Source organism: Vibrio sp. Vb1554, assembly GCF_033344235.1.
The window spans coordinates 74,020-97,565 of record NZ_JAWPOJ010000020.1; the positions used below are offsets into that span (position 1 = coordinate 74,020).

The 23,546-nt window shown below is 44.5% G+C and carries 17 protein-coding genes; 6 read left to right on the plus strand and 11 right to left on the minus strand.

All coding sequences use genetic code 11. From position 1 onward, the window contains the following. Nucleotides 1-161 precede the first annotated feature (161 nt). Complete coding sequence (gene purL, locus R8N28_RS16640; RefSeq protein WP_065274228.1) at nucleotides 162-4,055, minus strand: phosphoribosylformylglycinamidine synthase; 3,894 nt, start codon at nucleotides 4,053-4,055, stop codon at nucleotides 162-164. Nucleotides 4,056-4,354: 299 nt separating this feature from the next. Here purL and mltF point away from each other — a divergent pair, with 299 nt between their 5' ends. Next, nucleotides 4,355-5,932, plus strand: coding sequence for a membrane-bound lytic murein transglycosylase MltF (gene mltF / locus R8N28_RS16645; RefSeq protein WP_065275054.1), 1,578 nt, complete (start codon nucleotides 4,355-4,357; stop codon nucleotides 5,930-5,932). Between the two features lie 588 nt (nucleotides 5,933-6,520). Here the strand turns inward: mltF and tadA are convergent. The 6 genes from tadA to R8N28_RS16675 form a co-directional block, all read right to left on the minus strand. Further along, nucleotides 6,521-7,069 (minus strand): tRNA adenosine(34) deaminase TadA, encoded by a 549-nt coding sequence (gene tadA / locus R8N28_RS16650; RefSeq protein WP_082240141.1) that lies wholly within the window; start codon nucleotides 7,067-7,069, stop codon nucleotides 6,521-6,523. 212 nt (nucleotides 7,070-7,281) lie between these two features. Then, nucleotides 7,282-8,841: an AbgT family transporter gene (locus R8N28_RS16655; protein ID WP_017635695.1), complete on the minus strand. Its 1,560-nt coding sequence runs from the start codon at nucleotides 8,839-8,841 to the stop codon at nucleotides 7,282-7,284. Nucleotides 8,842-9,129: 288 nt separating this feature from the next. Next, entirely contained in the window at nucleotides 9,130-9,540 is a 411-nt protein-coding gene (locus R8N28_RS16660; protein ID WP_054579040.1) for a prepilin-type N-terminal cleavage/methylation domain-containing protein, read from the minus strand. Next, nucleotides 9,530-10,825 carry a hypothetical protein gene (locus R8N28_RS16665; protein ID WP_054579039.1) on the minus strand — a complete coding sequence of 432 codons (1,296 nt, stop codon included), beginning with the start codon at nucleotides 10,823-10,825 and terminating at the stop codon, nucleotides 9,530-9,532. Before R8N28_RS16665 ends, R8N28_RS16660 begins: the two co-directional genes overlap by 11 nt. Next, the gene (locus R8N28_RS16670; RefSeq protein WP_033905826.1) at nucleotides 10,825-11,451 is read right to left on the minus strand and encodes a PilW family protein; all 627 of its coding nucleotides are present in this window, start codon (nucleotides 11,449-11,451) and stop codon (nucleotides 10,825-10,827) included. The genes R8N28_RS16665 and R8N28_RS16670 overlap by 1 nt, the downstream gene beginning before the upstream one ends. 8 nt (nucleotides 11,452-11,459) lie before the next feature. Further along, nucleotides 11,460-11,975: a GspH/FimT family pseudopilin gene (locus R8N28_RS16675; protein ID WP_033905824.1), complete on the minus strand. Its 516-nt coding sequence runs from the start codon at nucleotides 11,973-11,975 to the stop codon at nucleotides 11,460-11,462. Nucleotides 11,976-12,078: 103 nt separating this feature from the next. Here R8N28_RS16675 and R8N28_RS16680 point away from each other — a divergent pair, with 103 nt between their 5' ends. Then, nucleotides 12,079-12,510, plus strand: coding sequence for a type IV pilin protein (locus tag R8N28_RS16680; protein WP_054579037.1), 432 nt, complete (start codon nucleotides 12,079-12,081; stop codon nucleotides 12,508-12,510). Between the two features lie 69 nt (nucleotides 12,511-12,579). Here R8N28_RS16680 and dnaJ read toward each other — a convergent pair whose 3' ends face one another. The 4 genes from dnaJ to grpE form a co-directional block, all read right to left on the minus strand. Continuing rightward, nucleotides 12,580-13,728 (minus strand): molecular chaperone DnaJ, encoded by a 1,149-nt coding sequence (gene dnaJ, locus R8N28_RS16685; RefSeq protein WP_005381620.1) that lies wholly within the window; start codon nucleotides 13,726-13,728, stop codon nucleotides 12,580-12,582. Between the two features lie 204 nt (nucleotides 13,729-13,932). After that, the gene (dnaK, locus tag R8N28_RS16690) at nucleotides 13,933-15,846 is read right to left on the minus strand and encodes a molecular chaperone DnaK (protein WP_005381623.1); all 1,914 of its coding nucleotides are present in this window, start codon (nucleotides 15,844-15,846) and stop codon (nucleotides 13,933-13,935) included. A gap of 347 nt (nucleotides 15,847-16,193) precedes the next feature. Continuing rightward, entirely contained in the window at nucleotides 16,194-17,468 is a 1,275-nt protein-coding gene (locus tag R8N28_RS16695; protein WP_005381625.1) for a dicarboxylate/amino acid:cation symporter, read from the minus strand. Between the two features lie 417 nt (nucleotides 17,469-17,885). After that, nucleotides 17,886-18,482 carry a nucleotide exchange factor GrpE gene (gene grpE, locus R8N28_RS16700; RefSeq protein ID WP_021034134.1) on the minus strand — a complete coding sequence of 199 codons (597 nt, stop codon included), beginning with the start codon at nucleotides 18,480-18,482 and terminating at the stop codon, nucleotides 17,886-17,888. 146 nt (nucleotides 18,483-18,628) lie between these two features. Here grpE and nadK point away from each other — a divergent pair, with 146 nt between their 5' ends. The 4 genes from nadK to R8N28_RS16720 all read left to right on the plus strand — a co-directional run bounded on the left by nadK (nucleotide 18,629) and on the right by R8N28_RS16720 (nucleotide 23,304). Beyond that, nucleotides 18,629-19,513 (plus strand): NAD(+) kinase, encoded by an 885-nt coding sequence (nadK, locus tag R8N28_RS16705; RefSeq protein ID WP_005381631.1) that lies wholly within the window; start codon nucleotides 18,629-18,631, stop codon nucleotides 19,511-19,513. Between the two features lie 265 nt (nucleotides 19,514-19,778). Next, complete coding sequence (locus R8N28_RS16710) at nucleotides 19,779-20,969, plus strand: DUF3103 domain-containing protein (protein WP_005383752.1); 1,191 nt, start codon at nucleotides 19,779-19,781, stop codon at nucleotides 20,967-20,969. A gap of 166 nt (nucleotides 20,970-21,135) precedes the next feature. Further along, complete coding sequence (recN, locus tag R8N28_RS16715; protein WP_005383750.1) at nucleotides 21,136-22,800, plus strand: DNA repair protein RecN; 1,665 nt, start codon at nucleotides 21,136-21,138, stop codon at nucleotides 22,798-22,800. A gap of 21 nt (nucleotides 22,801-22,821) precedes the next feature. Then, entirely contained in the window at nucleotides 22,822-23,304 is a 483-nt protein-coding gene (locus R8N28_RS16720; protein ID WP_005381636.1) for a GNAT family N-acetyltransferase, read from the plus strand. Nucleotides 23,305-23,546 lie beyond the last annotated feature (242 nt).

The following is a 23,546-nucleotide window of genomic DNA, read 5'->3' on the forward strand; positions in this document are numbered from 1 at the left end:
AGTTTTTTACGCTAGATAATAGATGACAAAGAAGAGGCAGAACAAAGCAACGTTTCGCCAAGTCACTAGAAAGAGCGACGAAGAAAAAAGAGTGATAAGAAAAAAGAAAGCGCTGGTCTCTCAACCAACGCTTTACTTAAGCTAGATTAACCTTTGGTTAATTAACCGATATTCTTACGGGCATTTTGGAACATACGCATCCAAGCGCCATTTTCACCCCAACCTTCCGGAGCCCAAGAATTTGCAACTGTGCGGAATACGCGCTCTGGGTGAGGCATCATGATAGTTACGCGACCGTCTGTTGTTGTTAAACCGGTAATCGCGTTTGGCGAACCATTCGGGTTGTTCGGGTATTGTTGTGTTGGGTTACCGAGGTTATCCACGTAACGAACCGCAACCGTACCTGATGCTTCAATCGCTGCTAGGTGCTCTGCATCACGTACTTCTACACGCCCTTCACCGTGGGAAACCGCGATTGGCATGCGCGAACCAGCCATTCCGTCGAAGAATACAGAGTCAGATTTCTGAACTTCAACTAGACTAAAGCGCGCTTCAAAACGCTCAGATTCGTTGCGCACAAAACGTGGCCACAAGTCTGCACCTGGGATCAGCTCTTTCAGGTTTGATAGCATCTGACAACCGTTACATACACCTAAAGAGAACGTCTCTTCACGGTTGAAGAAGGCTTGGAACTGTTCACGAGCTTGTGCGTTAAACAGGATAGACTTAGCCCAACCTTCACCCGCACCTAGTACGTCGCCGTAAGAGAAGCCACCACAAGCTACTAGGCCATGGTATTCATCCAGTACCGCTTGGCCCGTTAGGATATCGCTCATATGGATGTCGGTTGCTTCAAAACCAGCTCGGTCAAACGCTGCTGCCATTTCGACGTGGGAGTTAACGCCCTGCTCACGTAGAATTGCCATCTTAGGTTTAGCACCTTTCGCAATGTACGGTGCTGCAACGTCTTCATTTACGTCGAAGCTGAGCTTAACGTTTAGACCCGGGTCAGAGTTATCTTTCTTAGCTTCGTGCTCTTGGTCTGCACACGCTGGGTTATCACGTAGACCTTGCATCTTATGCGTTGTTTCAGCCCAGATAACGCGTAGTTCGGTACGTGAACGTTCAAGCATAACAGCATCACCAGAAGTGATAACAAAGTCGTCTGAAGCTTCAACAGAACCAATCACATGTGAGCATGCCTCTAAGCCGTTTGCCGCCAGAGTAGATAGAACTGAATCTAAATCATCACTCTTAACTTGAACAACCGCACCTAGCTCTTCGTTAAATAGAACGGCTAGCGCATCATCACCCAGCTCTGCGATGTTCGCTTTTACGCCACAGTGACCCGCGAACGCCATCTCAGCAAGCGTTACAAACAGACCGCCGTCGCCTTTATCGTGGTAAGCCACCAGCTTGTCATCACGTACTAACGCTTGTATTGCATCAAAGAAGCCTTTTAGCTGCTCTGCATTATCTACGTCAGCAGGTTTGTCACCCAGCTGTTTGTATACTTGTGCCAATGCTGTCGCACCTAAGCGGTTTTTTCCGTTACCCAAGTCAACAAGAACTAGAGAGGTATCTCCTTTGTCAGTGCGTAGTTGTGGAGTCACGGTCTTACGTACGTCTTCCACACGACCAAATGCCGTGATAACTAGCGACAGTGGAGAAGTGACTTCTTTGCTCTCGCCGTTTTCTTCCCACTTGGTTTTCATCGACATGGAGTCTTTACCAACTGGGATAGTCAAACCTAACGCAGGACACAATTCTTCACCAACCGCTTTCACTGCTTCGTAAAGACCCGCATCTTCACCTGGGTGACCCGCTGGAGACATCCAGTTCGCAGACAGTTTAATGTGTTTAATATCACCGATGTCTGTTGCCGCAATGTTCGTTAGTGACTCACCAACTGCTAGGCGAGCCGATGCACCAAAGTCTAGTAATGCCACTGGCGTGCGCTCACCCATCGACATTGCTTCGCCATGGTAAGTGTCGTAGCTTGCCGCTGTTACTGCGCAGTTTGCTACTGGTACCTGCCAAGGACCAACCATTTGATCACGAGCAACCAGACCCGTTACTGTTCGGTCACCGATAGTAATTAGGAATGTTTTTTCTGCAACAGCAGGAAGACGAAGTACGCGATCCACTGCTTCATTAAGCTCAATACCATCACGAACAATGGCAGGGCTTTCCACTTTTAGTGTGGTTGCGTCACGGTGCATCTTCGGTGGCTTACCAAGCAGGATATCCATTGGCATATCGATTGGCGTATTGTCGAAGTGAGAATCTTCTAGCGTTAGATGACGCTCTTCTGTCGCCACACCCACCACTGCATACGGTGCGCGTTCACGCTTACAGATGGCGTCGAATGCTTCCATGTTTTCTGGCGCTACCGCTAGAACGTAACGTTCCTGTGATTCGTTACACCAGATTTCCAGTGGGCTCATGCCCGGCTCATCGTTTGGTACATCGCGTAATTGGAACTTACCGCCACGCTCACCGTCGTCGACAAGTTCAGGCAATGCGTTAGAGATACCGCCTGCACCCACATCGTGGATAAATGCGATTGGGTTGTCGTCGCCTAACTGCCAACAACGGTCGATCACTTCCTGACAGCGACGTTCCATCTCTGGGTTTTCACGCTGTACTGAAGCAAAGTCCAGATCTTCTGCTGACTGACCAGATGCCATGGAAGATGCCGCACCACCACCAAGACCGATGTTCATTGCCGGACCACCAAGTACGATTAGGCTCGCACCTACAGGGATCTCTTTCTTCTGTACGTGTTCATCGCGGATGTTACCCATACCACCAGCAATCATGATTGGTTTGTGGTAACCACGAATTTCTTCACCCGCATGAGAAGTGACTTTTTCTTCGTAAGTACGGAAGTAACCCAATAGATTTGGACGACCAAATTCGTTGTTGAATGCCGCGCCGCCAAGAGGGCCTTCAAGCATGATGTCTAACGCATTCACAATACGACCCGGCTTGCCGAAGTCGGTTTCCCATGGCTGTTCAAAACCAGGAATACGTAAGTTAGAGGTTGTAAAACCAACCAGACCCGCTTTTGGCTTACCGCCGATACCCGTCGCGCCTTCGTCACGGATTTCACCGCCTGAGCCAGTCGATGCGCCCGGCCATGGAGAGATTGCCGTTGGGTGGTTGTGCGTTTCTACCTTCATCAAGATGTGCGTATCTTCATGGTGGTACGTGTATTGACGAGATTTAGGGTCAGGGAAGAAACGCCCCGCTTTAGAACCTGTCATAACGGCTGCGTTGTCTTTGTATGCAGACAGCACATAGTCAGGTGTCGTTTCAAAAGTGTTTTTGATCATTTTGAACAAAGACTTAGGTTGATCTACCCCGTCGATAGTCCAATCTGCGTTAAAAATTTTGTGGCGACAATGCTCTGAGTTCGCCTGAGCAAACATCATCAATTCAATGTCGTTTGGGTTACGCCCAAGCTTAGTAAAGTTCTCTACCAAGTAATCAATTTCATCTTCTGCGAGTGCCAAGCCAAGGGAAACGTTTGCCTCTTCAAGCGCAAGACGACCGCCAGCTAAGATATCAACATGTGCGACAGGCTTAGGCTCTGCAACAGTAAATAATGCTGATGCGGCTTCAAATGCTGTGAATACTGTTTCCATCATGCGGTCGTGAATTAACGCTTTAACAGCGTCAGCTTGAGCTTCTGATAGAACAACTGAAGATTCGACATAATAAGCCGTACCACGCTCTAGACGTTTCACTTTATCCAGACCACAGTTAACAGCGATATCGGTAGATTTAGAAGACCAAGGCGAGATAGTGCCAGGACGAGGCGTGACAAGAAGTAGAAGACCTTCAGGCTCATGCTCTTCGATGGTTGGGCCGTAAGTTAGTAACTTTTCAAGTTTTTCTAACTCTTGGTCATCAAGGTCTGACTTTAGATCGGCAAAGTGCATAAACTCGGCATAAATACCAGTTACAGGCAGATCTTGTTCACGACAAAGTTCCAGTAGTTTATTAACACGAAACTCAGAAAGAGCTGGGGAGCCACGCAAAATTCTCATGTGCTTAGGTCTCTTATGCAATTGATTAAGGTGATATTGGAATAAATTCAGACACTTAAAATAAGCCCTATCGAACCTATGCCGATTCCACCTCGTCATTGCGAGCGCATTATATAGTAATTGTTTTTGTGATGTAACACCAAAAGCAACCGTTTGCGTCATTTTTTTTGTCAAATTTGAATTACAACTAAAATGTCGATAAAACACACAATGTCACGTTATAAGTGTGTGATTCACTTTGCCACATGAGCTCGCTTTGATATAAAGGCAAATAGAAATTTTCCAAGATGTACCTATTAATGCAAATAAGTCACTTCAACCGGCTCAAGCGCAGTGCTCTAATTTTAGTTTCTGTTCTTTTGCTCCCTGCTTGCCAGATTGAGTCGGAGCCCAAAAGTGAATTTGAAAAAATTCAAGAACGTGGTGTGCTTCGTGTTGGCACGCTAAACAACCAGCTTTCCTACTACATAGGTCCCGATGGTCCCGCAGGGTTGGATTACGAATTGGCGCGTCAGTTTGCGGAGCAGCTCGGCGTCAAACTCGAGATTAAACCAGCCTTTCGCCAGGCTGAGCTTTTTCCTGCTCTTAAGAAAGGAGATATCGATATCATCGCTACGGGTTTAAATCAAACGTCACAAGCAGTCAAACGATTTAGACCAGGCCCGGCCTATTATTATGTAAGCCAACAAGTGGTATATAAAAAAGGGCAACTTCGACCACGAGATATCGAACAACTCATTGAATACCAAGCCTCGAAAGACGACGAGTCCGACGAAGATACAAATGCAGGCGCTCAAACATTAAAGATCGTTGAACAATCGCAATATGTTCCGACCCTAACAGCGTTAAAGAAGCAGCATCCAGAACTGCAGTTTGAAATTGTTGGTGATGCTGACACGAGAGACTTACTCAAATACGTATCGACGGGTGAGTTACGTTTTACTGTGACTGATTCGGTGGAACTTTCCCTAGCTCAACGCCTTTACCCCGATCTTGCGCTCGCGTTTGAACTTACAGAAGATCAACCAGTGTCTTGGTTTACTCGACGTTCTGAAGACGAAAGTTTGTATGCGATGCTGATAGAGTTTTTCGGTAACATCAAACAATCAGGAGAACTGTCCACCCTCGAAGAAAAGTACATTGGTCATATTGAAGCATTTGACTACGTTGATACTCGCGCATTCATTCGAGCTCTGGATGACAAATTGCCTAAATGGGCACCTTTATTCCAAAAATACAGCGAAGAGTTCGACTGGCGATTAATTGCAGCATTGGCTTATCAAGAGTCACACTGGAAACCAACAGCAAAATCGCCAACGGGTGTTAGGGGGATGATGATGCTGACTCTGCCAACGGCGAAAAGCGTCGGGGTGACTAACCGTTTGGATCCTGAGCAATCTGTTCGTGGTGGTGTCGAGTACTTACGTCGAATTGTAAGTCGCGTGCCTGATAGCATTAACGAGCATGAAAAAATATGGTTTGCGTTAGCTTCATACAATATTGGTTACGGCCACATGATGGACGCACGACGACTCACCAAAGCACAAGGTGGCGATCCGAACGCTTGGGCGGATGTAAAAGACAGGCTGCCTTTACTACGTCAGAAGCGCTATTACAGTCAAACTCGCTATGGGTACGCCAGAGGCGATGAAGCGCGTAATTACGTGGAAAATATTCGACGTTACTACCAATCCATCATTGGTCATGTCAGCCAACAGCCAGCAATTGATGAGAATAGCGATGACTTGCAAGTGATTCCGCCGCTCAACCCCGACATTTTGATATCGGGCGCAGTAGAGACCGTCGTAGAACAAGTCTCTGGCGCTTCTGACGTCACGGTTGAAGAAGACACCGAACAAGAAAGCATTGAAGAATAAACCCGCGGTAAACTAAAAAATGACGAGCCTATGAAGCTCGTCATTTTTGTTGAGTCCTAACGAAAACTTATCTAGACTCCAATATTCTGAGTGACACCAACCACACTCAACCATTCCTTTGGTTGGTCGCCTTTTCTTCATCGTTAGTAAAACTGATTGCTTTGTAACAGATTACTTTACAACCACATGGTTTAGCTCACTTGATGAAGCGGCGCTTTCGGCTACACTCTGCCGAAATAACGTCACTCCTATTATTAAGCATCGTATTGAAATTGTTTGCTGGCTCTGTGCAATGCAGAAGTCAAATGAAGAACGTTTAAACCATACAATGTTTAGTGCGATTATCGAGCCTATTGCCAAGCATCGATGAGCCGCACTTTACTGGTATAAGTCTTGTCTGCAGGAGGTTTTGAATATGAGAAGACGTAGAGTGCAGTCAAAGCGTTTAAATAACACAGTAGCTGCTATCCGACGTAAACGTAAACTGACATGTATGAAAAAGAAAGTAAGTTCACGTAATCGTGTTTTTGTACATTTAGTCAATCACTAGTGCGTCCAAGCAAACATCTACCACGTTGTAGGTGTTTGCTAGCCCTCACTACTCCTACTACCTTGTTCGCTCTCTCCATTTTCTAATGCTTTTTGTGCTTGCTTCTTCGCTTTAATTTCCTTTCGGCGGCGCTTAAAAAACGCTTGTAGCTGAGTACGGCACTCATCTTCTAGCAGCCCCTTTTCAATTAAGGCGTAATGGTAAGCGGCTTGACTTTCAAACAAATTAAGCACTGTTCCTGCTGCTCCAGCTTTTAAATCTGGCGCTCCAAAAACAACCCGCTTAACGCGGCTATGCAATAAGGCTCCGGCACACATTGGGCATGGCTCAAGTGTTACATATAACGTCGTATCCAGAAGGCGGTAATTTTCTAGCTTTTGGCCTGCTTTACGCAGCGTTTGGATCTCAGCATGTGCGGTAGCGTCATTAGTACCAATAGAGCGATTCCACCCCTCAGCGATAATTTCACCATCTTTGACAAGCACTGCGCCAACAGGTACTTCCCCCTCAGCTTCTGCTTGCTCAGCAAGCTCCATCGCTCTGCGCATAAACAATTCATCTTGAGGGGAAAACGGATGGTTAGACAAAGGAGGCTCCAAAGAAACAAAAAACGATTGAAGTCAGGAATTTTATCACCAACTTCGGTTTCACTACAGCAACACATCACGGGACAAAGTCTGCAACTCCAAAAAACTAGTTACAAGACCTATCGATGTTCGTTTTACGAGAACAAAAAAACGCAGATCGAAGACCTGCGCTTTTTGGCTGCCAATTAGCGGCTTTCACACCCTACACGTTTTTACATTGTGTAAGTGTAAGGAGCTTGAATGCCTAGCGGGATACCTACCATCCAATAAGCAACTAGGAAGATAGACCAACCGATCAGCATTGCGATCGAGAATGGCATCATTAGTGACGCAAGCGTACCGATACCAGCCGACTTCACATAACGCTGACAGTAAACCACAACAAGAGGGAAAAATACCATTAGAGGCGAAATGATGTTCGATACAGAGTCACCCACACGGTAAGCCGCCTGAGACAGCTCAGGCGAGATACCAACCGCCATTAGCATTGGCACTAGGATTGGACCAATTAAAGCCCATTTTGCCGATGCCGAACCAATAAGTAGGTTTACAGACGCGGTTAGAAGGATCATACCGATGATGGTCACTTCACCTGGTAGGTTCATCGCTTTTAAGCCTTCTGCGCCATACAACGCTAGCATCGTACCGATGTTTGACTGAGCAAATGCAGATAGGAACTGAGCACAGAAGAACGACATAACAATGTATGCGCCCATGGTTGACATAGTATCAGCCATCGCTTTGATAATGTCGTTGCTGGTCTTGAACGTTCCAGACACTTTACCGTAAACGTAACCAGGAATGATAAACAGAATAAAGATCAACGGCACGATAGACTTCATTATCGGTGCTGAGAAGGCTGTAATTTCACCTTCAGGCGAGCGAAGTGCTGATGTTTCTGGAATTAACGCTGCAACAAGTAAAGCAATACCCGCCATCATTGCCCAACCTGCATAACGGAAAGCTTTTGATTCCAGTTCAGTAAATGAACCTAGGTTTGGCGCGGTTTCCGCATCATCATCAATTGGCATTTTTGATAAACGAGGCTCGATGATTTTCTCTGTCACGTACCAACCAATCCCCACAATAATGATAGAGGATAGGCCAGTGAAGAAGATGTTCGCTAATGGGTTAACCACATATTCAGGATCAAGAACCTGCGCCGCAGTTTGCGTAAAGCCAGCCAATAGCGGATCGATACCTGAAGGGATAAAGTTTGCAGAGAAGCCGCCAGATACACCTGCAAATGCTGCCGCAATACCTGCTAAAGGGTGACGACCTGCCGCATGGAAGATAATACCGCCAAGAGGAATAACCAGAACATAGCCTGCATCTGCCGCAGTATGCGATACAATGGCAACCAAAATAAGCATTGGAGTAAGAAGCTTAGCTGGCGTGAAGTTCAGCATCTTCTTAAGACCCGTCGTAATAAAGCCCGAAGAATCTGCAACACCCACACCTAGCATTGCGACAAGTACGATACCCAGTGGCGCAAAGCCAGTAAACGTCGTCACCATGTTAGCAAGGAAACTTGCTAGCGCTTCGCCCGTAAGTAAGTTGGTGATAGTAAGAGCTTCGCCCGTTCGAGGGTTTGGAAGATCGAATGATACATTCGACAAAAGTGCTGACGCCGCCCAAGTAATGATCAATGCCCAGAAGAACAAAATCGCAGGATCAGGAATTTTGTTACCTGTCCTCTCGATAAAGTTTAAAAAGCGCTCCATCCCGCTCGGCTTCGATGATGGTGCCTTATTTACAGCTTGGTTACTCATGGTAACTCCATAGTGAATGATGTTGGTGCCAAGGCCTATTTGAATAATTATAACGACCTACTATCCAACGAGTATTCTAGTAAACACCAATGGAGAAAGCACAAGGTTCTAGATTTTTTTTCATAATTGGAGACATATTTTGCAAAAACACCACTTCAATTAAACATAATAAAAACAGTAGCACATCAACTCGATTAACAGTTCAAAAACCATTTATTAACCGTGACAAATCCGGTATCAAACAGGAATTACACCCGCATTTGTCTCAGCCCATGTATGCAATTGAACTTAGTTTTCGAATTCACTGTATTGTGAGATCATCGTTTTAAGCTGAACTGATCGCGTCTCGCCGATTCTATCCTTCCAGATAGAGGTAATGGTGATAGTTTTCAGTGTTCCTGAAACCGTGGCAGCTGGAACTTCCCACTCGACGACATAAGATCCAGCAACAGAAGAGCCTGTTGCAATAGAAGCAAAATTTGCAGGTGTGATGGTAGACATCGCCGCAGAAGCACCACGCGTCCGGAACCATTCGAGCTGGTTTTCTGCTAGACGCAGTGCTTCAATACTTTTTATGGCATATTCGGATTCGCGTTCTAGATATACGTTTAGCTTAGTTAAACCTAGAGCCCCAACACCGATAAGCAGAAAAGAAATTAGAACTTCAAGAAGGTTAAAACCTTTTTGTTTAGAGATCATTCCAGGAGCCCTTCTTCCAGCGGAAATTAATAATCGGATCAACGACCTCATCGATGTTATCTCGGTTGTAAGCAAAATTTAGAGAGTTAACAAAATAAGCACTGTAACCTGGACTATCTAAGACTTGTCCCCCCGAAAAACTAAATGAGCCACGCTGCAGGTAAACGACTTTATCTAGAGCAAGCGTGGGAAAGTTAGCCGCATCCCCAAAATGATCTTTGGCCTCGAACAAGTTCCAATGTGTATCTAAATCTGTAAGTGAATTAGTCGTAAGTTGATAGAGCATACCAGGGAATGTCATTGAACCATGTACAGCAAAAATACCATCTTGAACCACAAGTAATATTGGAGCTTCTCCAGTAGCGGCAAAAGCTTCATTAAGATAATCAATGCCTCCTTTGATTAGTATCCCATCAGAATCATTCTCATACTCTCCAGAGCTATTCTTTTTAGAGGAAGTAAACTCACAGGACCCCGTAACCCAAATATGAGTTTTCCCTGCTGAAATTTGCTCCCCAACTTTCTTTCCACAATCAGTAACGACTTGGTTAGTTGAGTCGTCGTAATCAATCGTAGTAAACCCCCAGCCTGATTTCACCGAGTTCCAGTCACTGCGTTGCTCTCTAAAAATGTCGTAAAATGGCTCTAGGTCTGCATCTTGAATAAAGTCCTCTCCGTAATCTGAGTCAGAAGAGGTCACACTCATATGTTCCGATTTACAATCTATATTGTTGTGAACAAAATCAGCATAAGGGGCAGAACCATGTATAACCCCTTGGTTTGTCGCTCCAGCACGTGAGTGAAATGCATTCTTATAGCGAATAGCAACACACTCCCACCCACTTCCTACAAATTCGCCAGGATCTGGTGTTGAAAATGCGGAGCTACCATTAACGTATAAATCTGTACTACTTTTTAGTGCTCCGGACGCTCTTCCTCTTGAAAGGACAAGTTGTTTTTCAACGGTCCGGCTGGAGTTTGGAGCTGGTTTGCTTAACAGCTTGTTGTCGGTTTCCAATGCTAATTGATGTAAACCTAAAGGTGTTTCACATCGGCTTGAAATTAGTGAAGTTGCAGAAGAAATATCACCGGTACTTTGAACTAAAGAATAGAAACACTCCAATCCCCCTTCTGCAAGCCAATGTTCTTGTCGTGCTTCAATTTGATTATTGGCACGCTTGATCTGATAAAAAAGAGACTTGTAGCTACCAAGCGACATCATTAATGCCGCAACTAGCAATACACCCACAACTAATAACGCAGCTGCACCTTGTTGTTTCTTCATTACTGCCAGTTCCTTTGCATCGCAGTAAACGACTGCTGCGTGCGAATATCTGTCACGTCTTTCAATTCGGTTCCCAATGTAATGGTCACCAGTGCACTTTTTGCATCAGTGCTTTCTAGCAAATCACTAGTCAGGTCAAATCGATTAACGTGAATAACTTTTTTATCAAAGAGAGTGTTACATGAGCCTGTGCCTGCAAGGTTGACCACGTCATTAACATCCCATATCGTTATTTGCTTTTTTTCACACACAAATAGCGACTCTGGCGTATTAACTCGTTGCTCATAAGCCACGTTTTTATATAAAGGAGCAGAGCCAGAAACACCTATGTAATAGGCGTAAGCAATTAGCCCTCTATCAACATCATCAAGAGTGTAAATTGTGTTCGCTGAGCCCGAGATTTTTATAGAATGACCATTGTTACCGTCAAAACCAGCACGCTGAATGTCGCTCTTGAGCATCTGCACGACACTTTCAGAATTCTGTAACAACATTAACTCTTTCGAACGCTCCATTATCACTCGTTGACCACTCACATAGATTGACCCCACTGTCGCAAGAGAAATAAGCCCAAGCACAGATGCGATCATAAACTCAATAAGGCTCGCCCCTTTTTGTTTAAACATAGCCATCCTTAAGAGCAAGTTGAATAACCGTAATATTCTGTGCCGCTGTTATCACTACATACTCTTACGCGGGCTGATAAAGTATGAGAAATGAGTTTTAAGGCTTTTGATGATTCACCAACAGGATGAAACTTCAAGTTTCCTGATGATGGTCGACCATGGACATCGTCGAAGCTGATTTGATCGGAAGCATAGCTCGGGGTAACGACAATACCGTAATACGGCTTACCTGATAAAGAGAACAACACAGTCCCAGCTCCCTCAGCTCCGTTATCTGTCAAATCAATACGCCAGTTTCCGTCACTGGATGAGCTCCCAGACATGATGATGTGTGCCCAAAGTCTTTCACGCCGTAATACTGCTTCAGACTTACCTTCAATAACAAAGCCATGCAATTCATTAGCTAAGCGCTGCATTTTGTTGGTTTCAAAGACATTCTTGAAAGATGGTGCAGCTGTAGCCAATAAAGCACTCAGTACAGCAACAGTAATAAGAAGCTCCAACAACGTAAACCCGCGAGGCATTTCCCAAATTCCTATGTAAACGGCAAAAGGGCCGTAATTCATCTTGCACAGATGCTATCACCTGCCAAAAATAGGCGGAAAAGTGAAAAGGAAACTACTCGTGATGATTCGAATTTCTCGTTGTAACGGCTACAAAAAAGGATTGAGAGGGATGACATTGATCGAATTACTGGTAGCTGTAGTGATTGTCGGGATCATTGCTGCAGTCGCATACCCCTCTTACACTAATCATGTAATCAAGTCTCATAGGACGGTTGCCTTGAGCGATCTTAGTCGAATTCAGCTAGAGCTAGAGACATCTTATGATGGTGGGTACGACTGGAGTCATATTCTCTCTGGAGGAACATGCACTCTATGTGACTCAGACACAAATAGATTTTCTTTCGATATTGCGAGCTCTGCAAGTACGGCCTATACCATTACAGCAACAGCAAAATCGTCTCTGGGACAAGACGACGACGAGTGCTTGACTGGTTCTAAAACGATTACTTTAACGTCAACAAATGTCGAAGAACCAAGTGATTGCTGGAATTAGGAAGAACACCGAGATGCAAAAAGGCCTGCATTTTAGCAGGCCTTTGTATGTGTGCTTTTCGCTAACGTCTTAGCTGGTTAAATCATCAAAGAACTTTTTCACACCGTTGAAAAAGCCTTCTGATTTAGGCTTGTGCTTTGTCGCCGCTTCACCACCACAAGACTCTTCAAACTCTTTGAGCAGTTCTTTTTGGCGTGAGCTTAGGTTTACTGGTGTTTCAACAACCAACTTAACAATAAGATCACCAACACCGCCACCGCGAACGCCTTTCACACCTTTACCACGCATACGGAACATACGACCTGTTTGCGTTTCTGAAGGCACTTTTAGGCTTACGCGACCATCTAGGGTTGGTACTTCAACTTCACCACCTAGAGCTGCCATCGCAAAGCTTACTGGCACTTCACAGTATAGGTTGTTGCCATCACGCTCGAAGATATGGTGCTCTTTCACGTGCACTTGTACATACAAGTCACCCGCTGGTGCTCCCATTTCTCCCGCTTCACCTTCGCCAGATAGACGAATACGGTCGCCAGTATCAACACCTGCTGGGATCTTAACGTTAAGTGTTTTTGTTTTCTGCTTACGACCTTGACCATGACACTCATTACAAGGGTCTTTAATGATTTTACCTTTGCCGTGACAGGTAGGACAGGTTTGTTGCACTGCGAAGAAGCCCTGGCGCATCTGTACTTGACCATGACCATGACAGGTACCACATGTTTCAGCAGATGAACCTTTCTTCGCGCCACTACCATCACAGGTATCACAGTGTACTAGTGTCGGTACTTCGATCTCTTTCGTTACACCACGAACCGCTTCTTCTAGCGTCAATTCCATGTTGTAACGTAGGTCAGCACCTCGCTGGGCACGGTGGCCACCACCGCCACGACGACCACCACCAAAGATGTCACCGAATACATCGCCAAAGATGTCGCCGAAATCAGCACCGCCGCCGCCAAAGCCGCCGCCACCGAAACCACCGCCGCCTTGTTCAAAAGCTGCATGACCGTATTGGTCGTACGCCGCTTTCTTTTGAGGGTCGGTCAGAACTTCGTACGCTTCTTTTACTTCTTTAAACTTGTCCGCCGCAGAATCATCACCCTGGTTTCGGTCTGGGTGGAATTTCATCGCTAGACGCTTATACGCCTTTTTGATATCGCGCTCTGAGGCATCACGGCTTACGCCTAATACTTCGTAAAAATCACGTTTTGACATGTTCTTCGTCACCAGTTAATTACTACAAACGGCATCGATTCACCGCTTGGTGTTTGTATCGTTCTAGGTAAGTGCACTTGTCTGCAACATACTTAACTAGAAAGACAGCGTTTACAAACAGACGGGCGTAAGAGTTGCCCCAAACGCCCGCACACGAAGTCTTATCGACCCCAGATGGCTAAGTAGCCATCTGGTTAAGAAATATTATTTCTTGTCGTCTTTAACTTCTTCGAACTCAGCATCTACAACGTCGTCTTCTTTAGACTGTGCACCTGCGTCAGCACCTTGTGCTTGCTGCGCTTGAGCTTGTTGTTGAGCGATTTCCATCAGCTTTTGAGAAGCAGTCATTAGTGCTTGAACTTTAGCATCGATAGCTTCTTTGTCTTCGCCTTTACGTGCTGTTTCTAGCTCAGAAATTGCTGCTTCAATCTTCTCTTTCTCTTCTGCAGGTAGCGCTTCACCAGCTTCTTCTACTTGCTTACGAGTACCGTGAATCATTTGGTCAGCTTGGTTACGTGCAGTTGCTAGCTCTTCGAACTTCTTGTCCGCTTCTTTGTTAGCTTCTGCTTCTTGAACCATTTTCTCGATGTCTTCATCGCTTAGACCGCCAGAAGCTTGGATAGTGATCTTCTGCTCTTTACCAGTCTGCTTGTCTTTCGCAGATACGTGTAGGATACCGTCCGCATCAAGGTCAAACGTAACCTCGATTTGTGGCATACCACGTGGTGCAGGCTGGATGCCTTCTAGGTTAAATTGGCCTAGAGACTTGTTGTACATCGCTTGCTTACGCTCACCTTGTAGAACGTGGATAGTTACCGCGCTCTGGTTGTCTTCCGCTGTAGAGAAAACTTGGTTCGCTTTAGTTGGGATAGTTGTGTTCTTCTCAACTAACTTAGTCATCACGCCACCCATTGTCTCGATACCTAGAGACAGTGGAGTTACGTCTAGTAGTAGTACGTCTTTAACGTCACCAGCAAGTACACCACCTTGAACTGCAGCACCCATTGCTACTGCTTCGTCAGGGTTTACGTCACGGCGCGCTTCTTTACCAAAGAACTCAGCAACTTTCGCTTGAACCATTGGCATACGAGTCTGACCACCAACTAGGATTACGTCAGTGATGTCGTTTACTGATAGGTCAGCGTCAGCTAGAGCTACTTTTAATGGCTCAAGAGAGCGTTGTACTAGGTCTTCAACTAGAGATTCTAGTTTTGCACGAGTCACTTTAATGTTCATGTGCTTAGGACCAGTTGCATCTGCAGTAACGTAAGGTAGGTTTACGTCTGTTTGAGAAGTAGAAGAAAGCTCGATTTTCGCTTTCTCTGCTGCTTCTTTAACACGCTGCATTGCTAGTGGGTCGTTCTTAAGGTTGATGCCTTGCTCTTTGTTGAACTCATCAACCAAGTAGTTGATTAGACGGTTATCAAAGTCTTCACCACCTAGGTGAGTATCACCGTTAGTTGCTAGAACTTCGAATGTTTTCTCGCCTTCAACTTCATCAATTTCGATGATTGAAATATCGAATGTACCACCACCAAGGTCGTATACCGCGATAGTGCGATCGCCGCCTTTCTTATCTAGACCGTAAGCTAGTGCAGCTGCCGTTGGTTCGTTGATGATACGTTTAACTTCTAGACCTGCGATACGGCCAGCATCTTTTGTCGCTTGACGCTGAGCATCGTTAAAGTAAGCAGGTACTGTGATAACTGCGCCAGTTACTTCCTCACCAAGGAAGTCTTCAGCAGTTTTCTTCATTTTCTTAAGAACTTCAGCAGAAACCTGAGGAGCTGCCATTTTTTGGCCTTTCGCTTCTACCCAAGCATCACCGTTGTCAGCCTTAACGATTTTGTAAGGCATGATTTCGATGTCACGCTGAACTTCTTCGTCTTCAAAACGACGACCGATTAGACGCTTAATTGCAAATAGCGTGTTTTCTGGGTTAGTTACTGCTTGACGTTTCGCTGGTTGACCTACTAGCGTCTCACCGTCAGTGTAAGCAATAACCGATGCAGTAGTACGTTCGCCCTCTGCGTTTTCAATTACACGTGGTTTGTCGCCGTCTAATACAGCAACACATGAGTTAGTAGTACCTAAGTCAATACCAATGATTTTACCCATCTGGCTATCTCCGAATAAATTCTATTTTCGTTTGGTTATAACCCCAATGTGGGGGGAGGAGAATCGGGTTTCAACCCTTGCTCACAAACAAAAATAATCAATGTTTGCTTCTCTATGCCACATAGATAAGGGCGGCAAAATGCTTTTCAAGGGCAGAATTAAAAAAAAGCGTCTTTTTTCGAAATTTATGTGTTTCTTTCTGATTAGTTGGGAACTCGTCACACTGCTGTAGCGCAACAAAACGTCATTTCCCAGATAAATTTATTTATGTCCGACTCTTCCTAAATAAAAAACGAGCTCATAAGAGCTCGCTTCAATATTAGGGTTAAAATAAATTATTCAAGGTATTAGGCGTTCGCTTGAGCAGGCTCAGCATCAACACCTTCTTCTTTACCTATCTCACCTTCTGTTTTTGCAACAATGGTGTTCACTGCCGTGTCGCCGACAACGTTAGATGATGTACAGAACATATCATTTATACGGTCGACCGCTGCAATGATTGCTAAACCTTCAGGTGGTAAACCTAGTTGGTGAAGCAAAACGCCTACCATTACCACGCCGCCCCCAGGAACGCCGCCAGCACCAATAGATAACAGAAGAATAGTTAAGCCAAGTGTGAAGATGTCTGCGGTGTTAATTGGCTGGCCAAAAGCGTTCGCAACAAACATCGTTGCTAGAGCAATATAGATAGACACACCAGACATATTCATCGTTGCGCCCAGTGGTACACCGAAGCCAGCAACCGATTTAGAGACCTGAAGCTTTTCTGTCAGTGTGCGCATCGTTACCGGGATAGTCGCGTTTGAGCTCGCGGTAGATAGAGAGAAAAGAATCTGCTCACGAGTTGCACGTAGGAAAGTCTTTGGAGAAGTTCCTGTCGCAATACTCACTGCCATTGGGTAGAAGAAGAAGATCCAGAACACCAACATCGCAACCACCAAAGCCACGTAACCGGCAACGGACATTAATGTATTGGCGTTTAGCGTTGCACCTAGTTGAATCATTAGTGCGAATACACCATATGGTGCAAGACTCATCACTAATCCAACCAATTTCATCATGATTTCATTTGCCATTTTGAATGTGCGAATAGCTGGGCCACCACGAGAATCCAAAGCTTGAATTGCAAGCCCCGTCAAAATTGCCATAAAGATGATTTGCAGCATGTCACCGCTAGCAAACGCTTGTACAGGGTTGCTAGGAACAATGTTAACAACTAAAGAGAAAATGTCCGGCGTCTCTGTCGTTGTCAGCTGTACAGCCTCAGATACCGTTCCTGCTAGATTAGCGCCCGCTCCTGGCTGGAAGATCAAGCCGACAGTCAAAGCCGCCGTAATCGCAATGATGGTGTTAAGAATGTAAAGGGTAAAAGTTTTTCCACCAAGACGACCAAATGCACTGATGTCTTTCAAGTCAACAATGCCGCATACGATTGAAACGTAAACTAAAGGAACAACAAGCAATTTGATCAGTGAGACGAACATGCCGCCAACACCTTCTGCTGCTCCAAGTAGGTACGTATCAAAAATCGCAATACCGCTAAATAAGTACTGAATTGCTGTCCCCAGCACAAGGCCGGCAAACAAGCCTATAAAAATCTTACTAGAAAGCGATTTATCCATTATAAATCTCCGATATGTTGTGTTTACTATTTACATTTTTGTAGTTATATATGCTTACTTTTAAAGCATTAGTCGCAAATCATACACACCGAAGTTACAAAATAAAGTGATAATTTACATTTTTGTTAACGACATTGTTTTAGAAAAAATGACTATATTTACATTCCTATGCAGAACAAACATTCACACAACGAATGATTACAATCACTTATAGCCCTTTCCGTTAATAAACACGCAGCGAGATGAGAGAAAATCTCCTATAGGAAAATAATTAACCAATAGGAAAAAATATGAAGGGGATCAAATTTTCATTTATCGATATACAACGAAGTTCGATGCAGTCATTTATGTTTAAAACAAAAAAGCGCCCATCAAAAATGATGGGCGCTTTTATATTTAAAAAACAGGTAGTTAAAGTTACTTAGCAACCATTACCATTGCCGGACGAATCACACGGCCGTTTAGTTCGTAACCTTTTTGCATAACAAACATAACAGTGTTTGATTCATGATCAGGGCTCTCCTGAATCGACATCGCTTGATGGAACTCTGGATTGAATGCTTCACCTTCAGGGTTGATTGCTTTCAAGCCAAATTTCGCTACAACGTCTACAAACGTTTTATGTGTTAGTTCAACGCCTTCTAGGAACGGCTTCACAGTTTCATTCTCTGTATCTGCCGCTTGAATTGCACGCTCTAGGTTATCAATAACAGGAAGCAGCTCTTCTGCAAACTTGTTCAACGCAAACTTACGTGCTTTATCGATCTCTTGCTCAGTACGACGACGCATGTTTTCTACTTCAGCTTTAGAACGCAACACCGCATCTTGTTGCTCTTTTACTTTTGCCTCGCTAGACAATAGTGCCGCTTCTAGTTGAGCAATCTTAGCGTCTGTCTCATCACCAAGCTCTTCAAGCTCAGCTTCAACTTCTTGTGCTTCAGCTTCTACTTTTTCAGCCTCTTCGATGATTTGATCAAGCTCTTCTTCTGTAACTTTGTTTTCTTCGTTGCTCATGATATCTCCAGAATTCAACATAATGCCCTTAAAGCCATGCGCGTTTTTGCGGGCTTTAACCACATAAAAATTCGCATATTTAGGTGACTTGCCATTATTATGGGGATGAAGATTCCTGATTCAAGCCTCTTTAATGCGGAAATGCTATGAAAAATCCATGTAACGTGATCGCGATTATCGGAAAACCAAGAGATCAACAAGCAATTCAAACTCATAAAGAGTTGTACCAATGGTTGACCTCTGAGGGCTATAAAGTATTCATTGACGATCGCCTTGCCGCAATACTGGATGATATCCCACAGAGTCAGTTTGCTAGCTTAGTTGAACTAGGAAAAAATGCCGATCTAGCCATTGTGGTTGGTGGCGATGGCAACATGCTAGGTGCAGCAAGAATTTTATCCCGATTTGATGTACCAGTTATAGGCGTGAACCGTGGAAATCTGGGCTTCTTAACTGACTTGAACCCAGACGACTTCCAAGCGTCTCTGCAAGCGGTACTCGACGGTGAGTATATTGAAGAGGAGCGTTTTCTTTTAGAGGCGGAAGTACACCGCCACGGACAAATAAAGAGTCATAACGCTGCGCTAAACGAAGCCGTACTTCACCCAGGGCAAATTGCCCATATGATTGAATTTGAAGTGTACATAGATGAAAGCTTCGCCTTCTCTTTACGGGCCGACGGTTTGATTGTCTCCACTCCGACTGGCTCGACGGCATATTCACTTTCTGGCGGCGGCCCAATTCTTTCTCCTAGCTTGAATGCCATTTCACTCGTGCCAATGTTCCCGCATACATTGTCGAGTCGACCTTTGGTGGTTGATGGAAAACGTCGAATTAAATTGGTGGTATCACCAGAAAACCGTGGAACACAAGAAGTTAGCTGTGATGGACAAGTCTCACTTCCAGTTACCCCTGGCGACGAAATTCACATCTATCAAAGTCCAAATGTACTAAAGCTCATCCATCCAAAAGACTACAGCTACTATCACGTCTTACGGAATAAGCTTGGCTGGTCTAGTAAATTGTTCTAACACTTGTTACTCAGGGTAATAACTTCAATAAAAAAGCCAGCAGCTCAATTGCTACTGGCTTTTGGCTTTCTTAGACAAGAAATAGACACAAAGTAGTGAGGCGACACGATATTTGTCATCATTAAAGAGAAGCTTATAAATTTTGATCCTGTGGGCAAACTTTACACAAAAGATAGAAAAGCAAATTCAATGATCTATGTCCGGTGATATTCTCACCATGAATAGAGTATTAACTCTATTTCATACAATCAATAAAGGACATATTATGAAGAAAACCATCATTCTATCTGTTCTCAGTACATTAGCACTTATTGGCTGCCAATCAGAGGAAACGCAAGTCAACAGTGTGTCCAATGCAAAAGCGGAAGATATCACTAAGACGAAACGGGCCCTAGCTCAACAATTGAGTGAGAATTATGCTGCCATTGAACCCATGCTGAGAAGAGATATTACTCCGCAACAGACTAACGTGTCTGTATCAGCATTTGTTAAGCAAAACCCTAACTCAGAGTTCAGCCGCCAGCTTGTACAAGCTGACACTCAAATTCGTAGCTGGAAAGGTATTTCTGAATACTCTGATCAGTTGTTAGAAGTTCGCTTGGCAAATGAAGCCATGATAACAGCATGGCAAAGTGGCGAGGTCGAGCCATTATTTGCATTTGAACCAAGTGGTGATGATGAGAATTGGCAATACATCGAAGCATTTGATGTTTATGGCAACATCCATCAACTCGATGTTTACCAGCTCCCTGAGGTACCTGTACTTGTCGTTGATAACAATAGCTCTGCAGAGCTAAAAGCAGGCTTGCAAGCTATGCAAGCTGAGATGAAAAAACTCGGTCAACCAGCTTTAGTTCAACCATATATTGCTGATGAACAACGCCAAAATACACCGCTATTGTCAAGTAGCGCAGTGGGCGAAGCGGCTCCAATTCAAACCACGCAGTTGAAAAAGATCCGTCTAGCCGATGACAAAGAACCTTGGATCTCTGGCAAGGCAGAAATCTACGCTATCGTAACGGGCGTCAATCCAAGTCGTGATGAACCTACTCTCGATTTGGTGGAGCTTCCATACTTAGACTACGATAACCAAGATTACTATCCAAATCAGATCATTATTCACTGGTCTCGTTACCGCTGGGGTGCGGCAGACATTGTGCTCATGGAGCAAGATGACGGCACAGACTATAAACAATTAGCAAAACTCCTTGTTCAAGTTGCCGAAGAAGTATTGAAAGCGATTCCAGATCCAGAAGTTCAGGCTTACGCGATTATTCCGCAAATCACGAACAAGATCATCGACACTATCCCCGATGGTGTACTCACGAATGATGATGACTTCGTCGACGTTTACTACACTCTAATGCAAGACACTTCATACGTGGATCACCCAGGTGCAGGTGTGAATGCAGTCGTCACACTAGAACCACTAACGATTAACCCAACTCGTCCGTAACCTGTTCAATTTTAATGAGTCGTTGTAATCACATCGGCTCATTTTTCCCACTTCATCACAAAAAAACAGCCTACAAAGAAAATTTTCCTTACCTGACTTTACTGTATAAAGAAACAGTATATACTGTTCTCTTATACAGTATTGTTCAGTTATACAGGTAAATAAAATGCTGGCTCATCTAAGTGTTAATAATTTTGCGATTGTTAAGTCTTTACAACTCGAGCTTTCTAAGGGCATGACCACCATTACAGGTGAAACAGGCGCGGGTAAATCCATTGCTATCGATGCTTTAGGGCTCTGCTTAGGCGGACGAGCCGATGCCGGCATGGTGCGACAAGGTGAAGAGAAAACCGAAGTTAGCGCCGCTTTTTTATTGGACAACAACTTACATGCAACACGTTGGTTAGAAGATAACGATCTGCTAGATGGCAGTGAGTGTATTTTGCGTCGTATTATCACAAAAGAAGGCCGCTCAAGAGCCTTCATTAATGGCAGCCCTGTTCCACTATCACAACTCAAATCTCTAGGGCAACTACTTATCAATATCCATGGGCAGCACGCTCATCATCAATTGATGAAAAGTGAGCACCAAATGGCCATGCTCGACCAATATGCTGGGCATTTAAACCTACTAAAAAGCACACGAAGTGCTTACCAGCATTGGCGTCAGGCGGATAATAACCTCAAGCAGCTAAAAGAAAATAGCCAGCAAAACCAGGCGCAAAAACAGTTGCTTGAATACCAAATCAAAGAACTGAATGAGTTATCGCTAGGTGAAGAAGAATTTGCAGAGCTCGAGCAAGAGCATAAACGACTATCCAACAGTGGTGAACTCGCCACTACCTGTCAGCAAGCCATCGAACTTATTTACGAAGGTGAAGAAGTCAATGCGCTTGGTATTTTGCAATCGGCCAATCACTCCCTAATTCAATTAGCCGAATTAGATGAAAAGCTATCTGAGCTACCTAACATGCTGTCAGAAGCGATGATTCAACTTGAAGAAACGAAGAATGAATTACGCAGCTACTTAGATGGCATCGATGTTGATCCAGCTCGTATGGCTTATGTAGAAGAACGTTTTTCTAAAGTGATGTCTGTAGCTCGTAAACACCACGTAATGCCAGAAGAACTCTACCAGCATCATCAAGATCTTCTGGCCCAAGTAGAAGCGTTAGATTGCTCCGATGAACGTTTAGATGAACTTGCTCAAGAAGTAGAACACAAGTACCAAAGCTTTCTAACACAAGCAGAAAAACTGCACAAATCACGCAGCCGTTACGCAAAAGAACTGAACAAACTGATCACACAAAGCATGCACGAATTGAGCATGGAGAAAGCAGTATTCAGTATCGAAGTTAGCAATGACAACACGCACCCATCGCCGCTTGGCATGGACAGCGTGTGCTTCTTAGTATCGACCAACCCGGGACAACCATTGCAACCTATAGCAAAAGTTGCGTCAGGCGGTGAGCTATCACGTATCTCTCTAGCTATCCAAGTGATCACCGCTCAGAAAGTAGATACACCAAGTTTAATCTTCGATGAAGTGGACGTAGGTATTAGTGGCCCAACAGCTGCCGTAGTGGGCAAAATGCTACGCAAGCTTGGCGAATCTACTCAAGTATTGTGTGTCACTCACCTCCCTCAAGTTGCCGGATGCGGCCATCAACAAATGTTTGTTGCTAAGCAAACCAAAGCAGGCCAAACCGAAACCCAAATGCACGCATTAGATGAACAACAACGTGTGGCAGAATTAGCTCGCTTACTTGGTGGTAGTCAAATAACCGACTCAACGTTGGCAAACGCAAAAGAACTGCTTATCGCCGCTTAATAAATCGACAAGGGATGAGATATGGATATCAGAGCAATACACAAAACCAACTGCTTAGATCTCATCCCTATTTTTATTGAGTTAGAACATTACTACTTCAAAGAAAAAGCTTCATCAAAACACGATCTGGTCCATTATCTAAAGAGCCAAGTCTTCTCTGAACATTCTGGTGTTAATATCATTGCGGTTTACGATAATGATGACGTCGTAGGCTTTGCATCTTATACCGTCATGTTCCCTGCCCCAAAGCTCTCAGGGCAGATGTACTTAAAAGATCTGTTCGTATCTTCGAAGGTTCGAGGAAAAGGGGTTGGTCTCAAGTTAATGAAGTATCTGGCATCTTTGGCGATCAAGTGTGGATGCCAAAGGTTGGACTGGACAGCTGAAAGTAGTAACCCTACCGCAGGTCAGTTTTACCGCTCAATTGGTGCAACACTAATTCATGAAAAAGAGTATTATCGTTTTTCAGGTGATGCATTACGCGAATTCGCCAAAACCGACTAACGAGTCACTAGGCTTGGCTCACCGCTGAAAGCGTCCATCACCCTACTTCCGATTGAAATTTGCTCTTCGTCACCTAACTAATACGTCATGTGGTGACATTTACCGTCTAATATCGGTGAATAAATGCAACTCAACTCAAAATTCGTTGTCAGATTGTCTACCATCCGACGCATAGCTTTTTACATCTGCGTCGAGCTTGTTTATTATCAGCGCAGTATTTTAAAGGTTACTAAGAAATTATT

Coding starts and splice junctions, on each gene's coding strand:
- purL (WP_065274228.1), bottom strand. CDS start 4,055: ATGAGAATTTTGCGTGGCTCCCCAGCTCTTTCTGAGTTTCGTGTTAAT.
- mltF (WP_065275054.1), top strand. CDS start 4,355: ATGCAAATAAGTCACTTCAACCGGCTCAAGCGCAGTGCTCTAATTTTA.
- R8N28_RS16655 (WP_017635695.1), bottom strand. CDS start 8,841: ATGAGTAACCAAGCTGTAAATAAGGCACCATCATCGAAGCCGAGCGGG.
- R8N28_RS16660 (WP_054579040.1), bottom strand. CDS start 9,540: ATGATCTCTAAACAAAAAGGTTTTAACCTTCTTGAAGTTCTAATTTCT.
- R8N28_RS16665 (WP_054579039.1), bottom strand. CDS start 10,825: ATGAAGAAACAACAAGGTGCAGCTGCGTTATTAGTTGTGGGTGTATTG.
- R8N28_RS16670 (WP_033905826.1), bottom strand. CDS start 11,451: ATGTTTAAACAAAAAGGGGCGAGCCTTATTGAGTTTATGATCGCATCT.
- R8N28_RS16675 (WP_033905824.1), bottom strand. CDS start 11,975: ATGCCTCGCGGGTTTACGTTGTTGGAGCTTCTTATTACTGTTGCTGTA.
- R8N28_RS16680 (WP_054579037.1), top strand. CDS start 12,079: ATGATTCGAATTTCTCGTTGTAACGGCTACAAAAAAGGATTGAGAGGG.
- dnaJ (WP_005381620.1), bottom strand. CDS start 13,728: ATGTCAAAACGTGATTTTTACGAAGTATTAGGCGTAAGCCGTGATGCC.
- dnaK (WP_005381623.1), bottom strand. CDS start 15,846: ATGGGTAAAATCATTGGTATTGACTTAGGTACTACTAACTCATGTGTT.
- R8N28_RS16695 (WP_005381625.1), bottom strand. CDS start 17,468: ATGGATAAATCGCTTTCTAGTAAGATTTTTATAGGCTTGTTTGCCGGC.
- grpE (WP_021034134.1), bottom strand. CDS start 18,482: ATGAGCAACGAAGAAAACAAAGTTACAGAAGAAGAGCTTGATCAAATC.
- nadK (WP_005381631.1), top strand. CDS start 18,629: ATGAAAAATCCATGTAACGTGATCGCGATTATCGGAAAACCAAGAGAT.
- R8N28_RS16710 (WP_005383752.1), top strand. CDS start 19,779: ATGAAGAAAACCATCATTCTATCTGTTCTCAGTACATTAGCACTTATT.
- recN (WP_005383750.1), top strand. CDS start 21,136: ATGCTGGCTCATCTAAGTGTTAATAATTTTGCGATTGTTAAGTCTTTA.
- R8N28_RS16720 (WP_005381636.1), top strand. CDS start 22,822: ATGGATATCAGAGCAATACACAAAACCAACTGCTTAGATCTCATCCCT.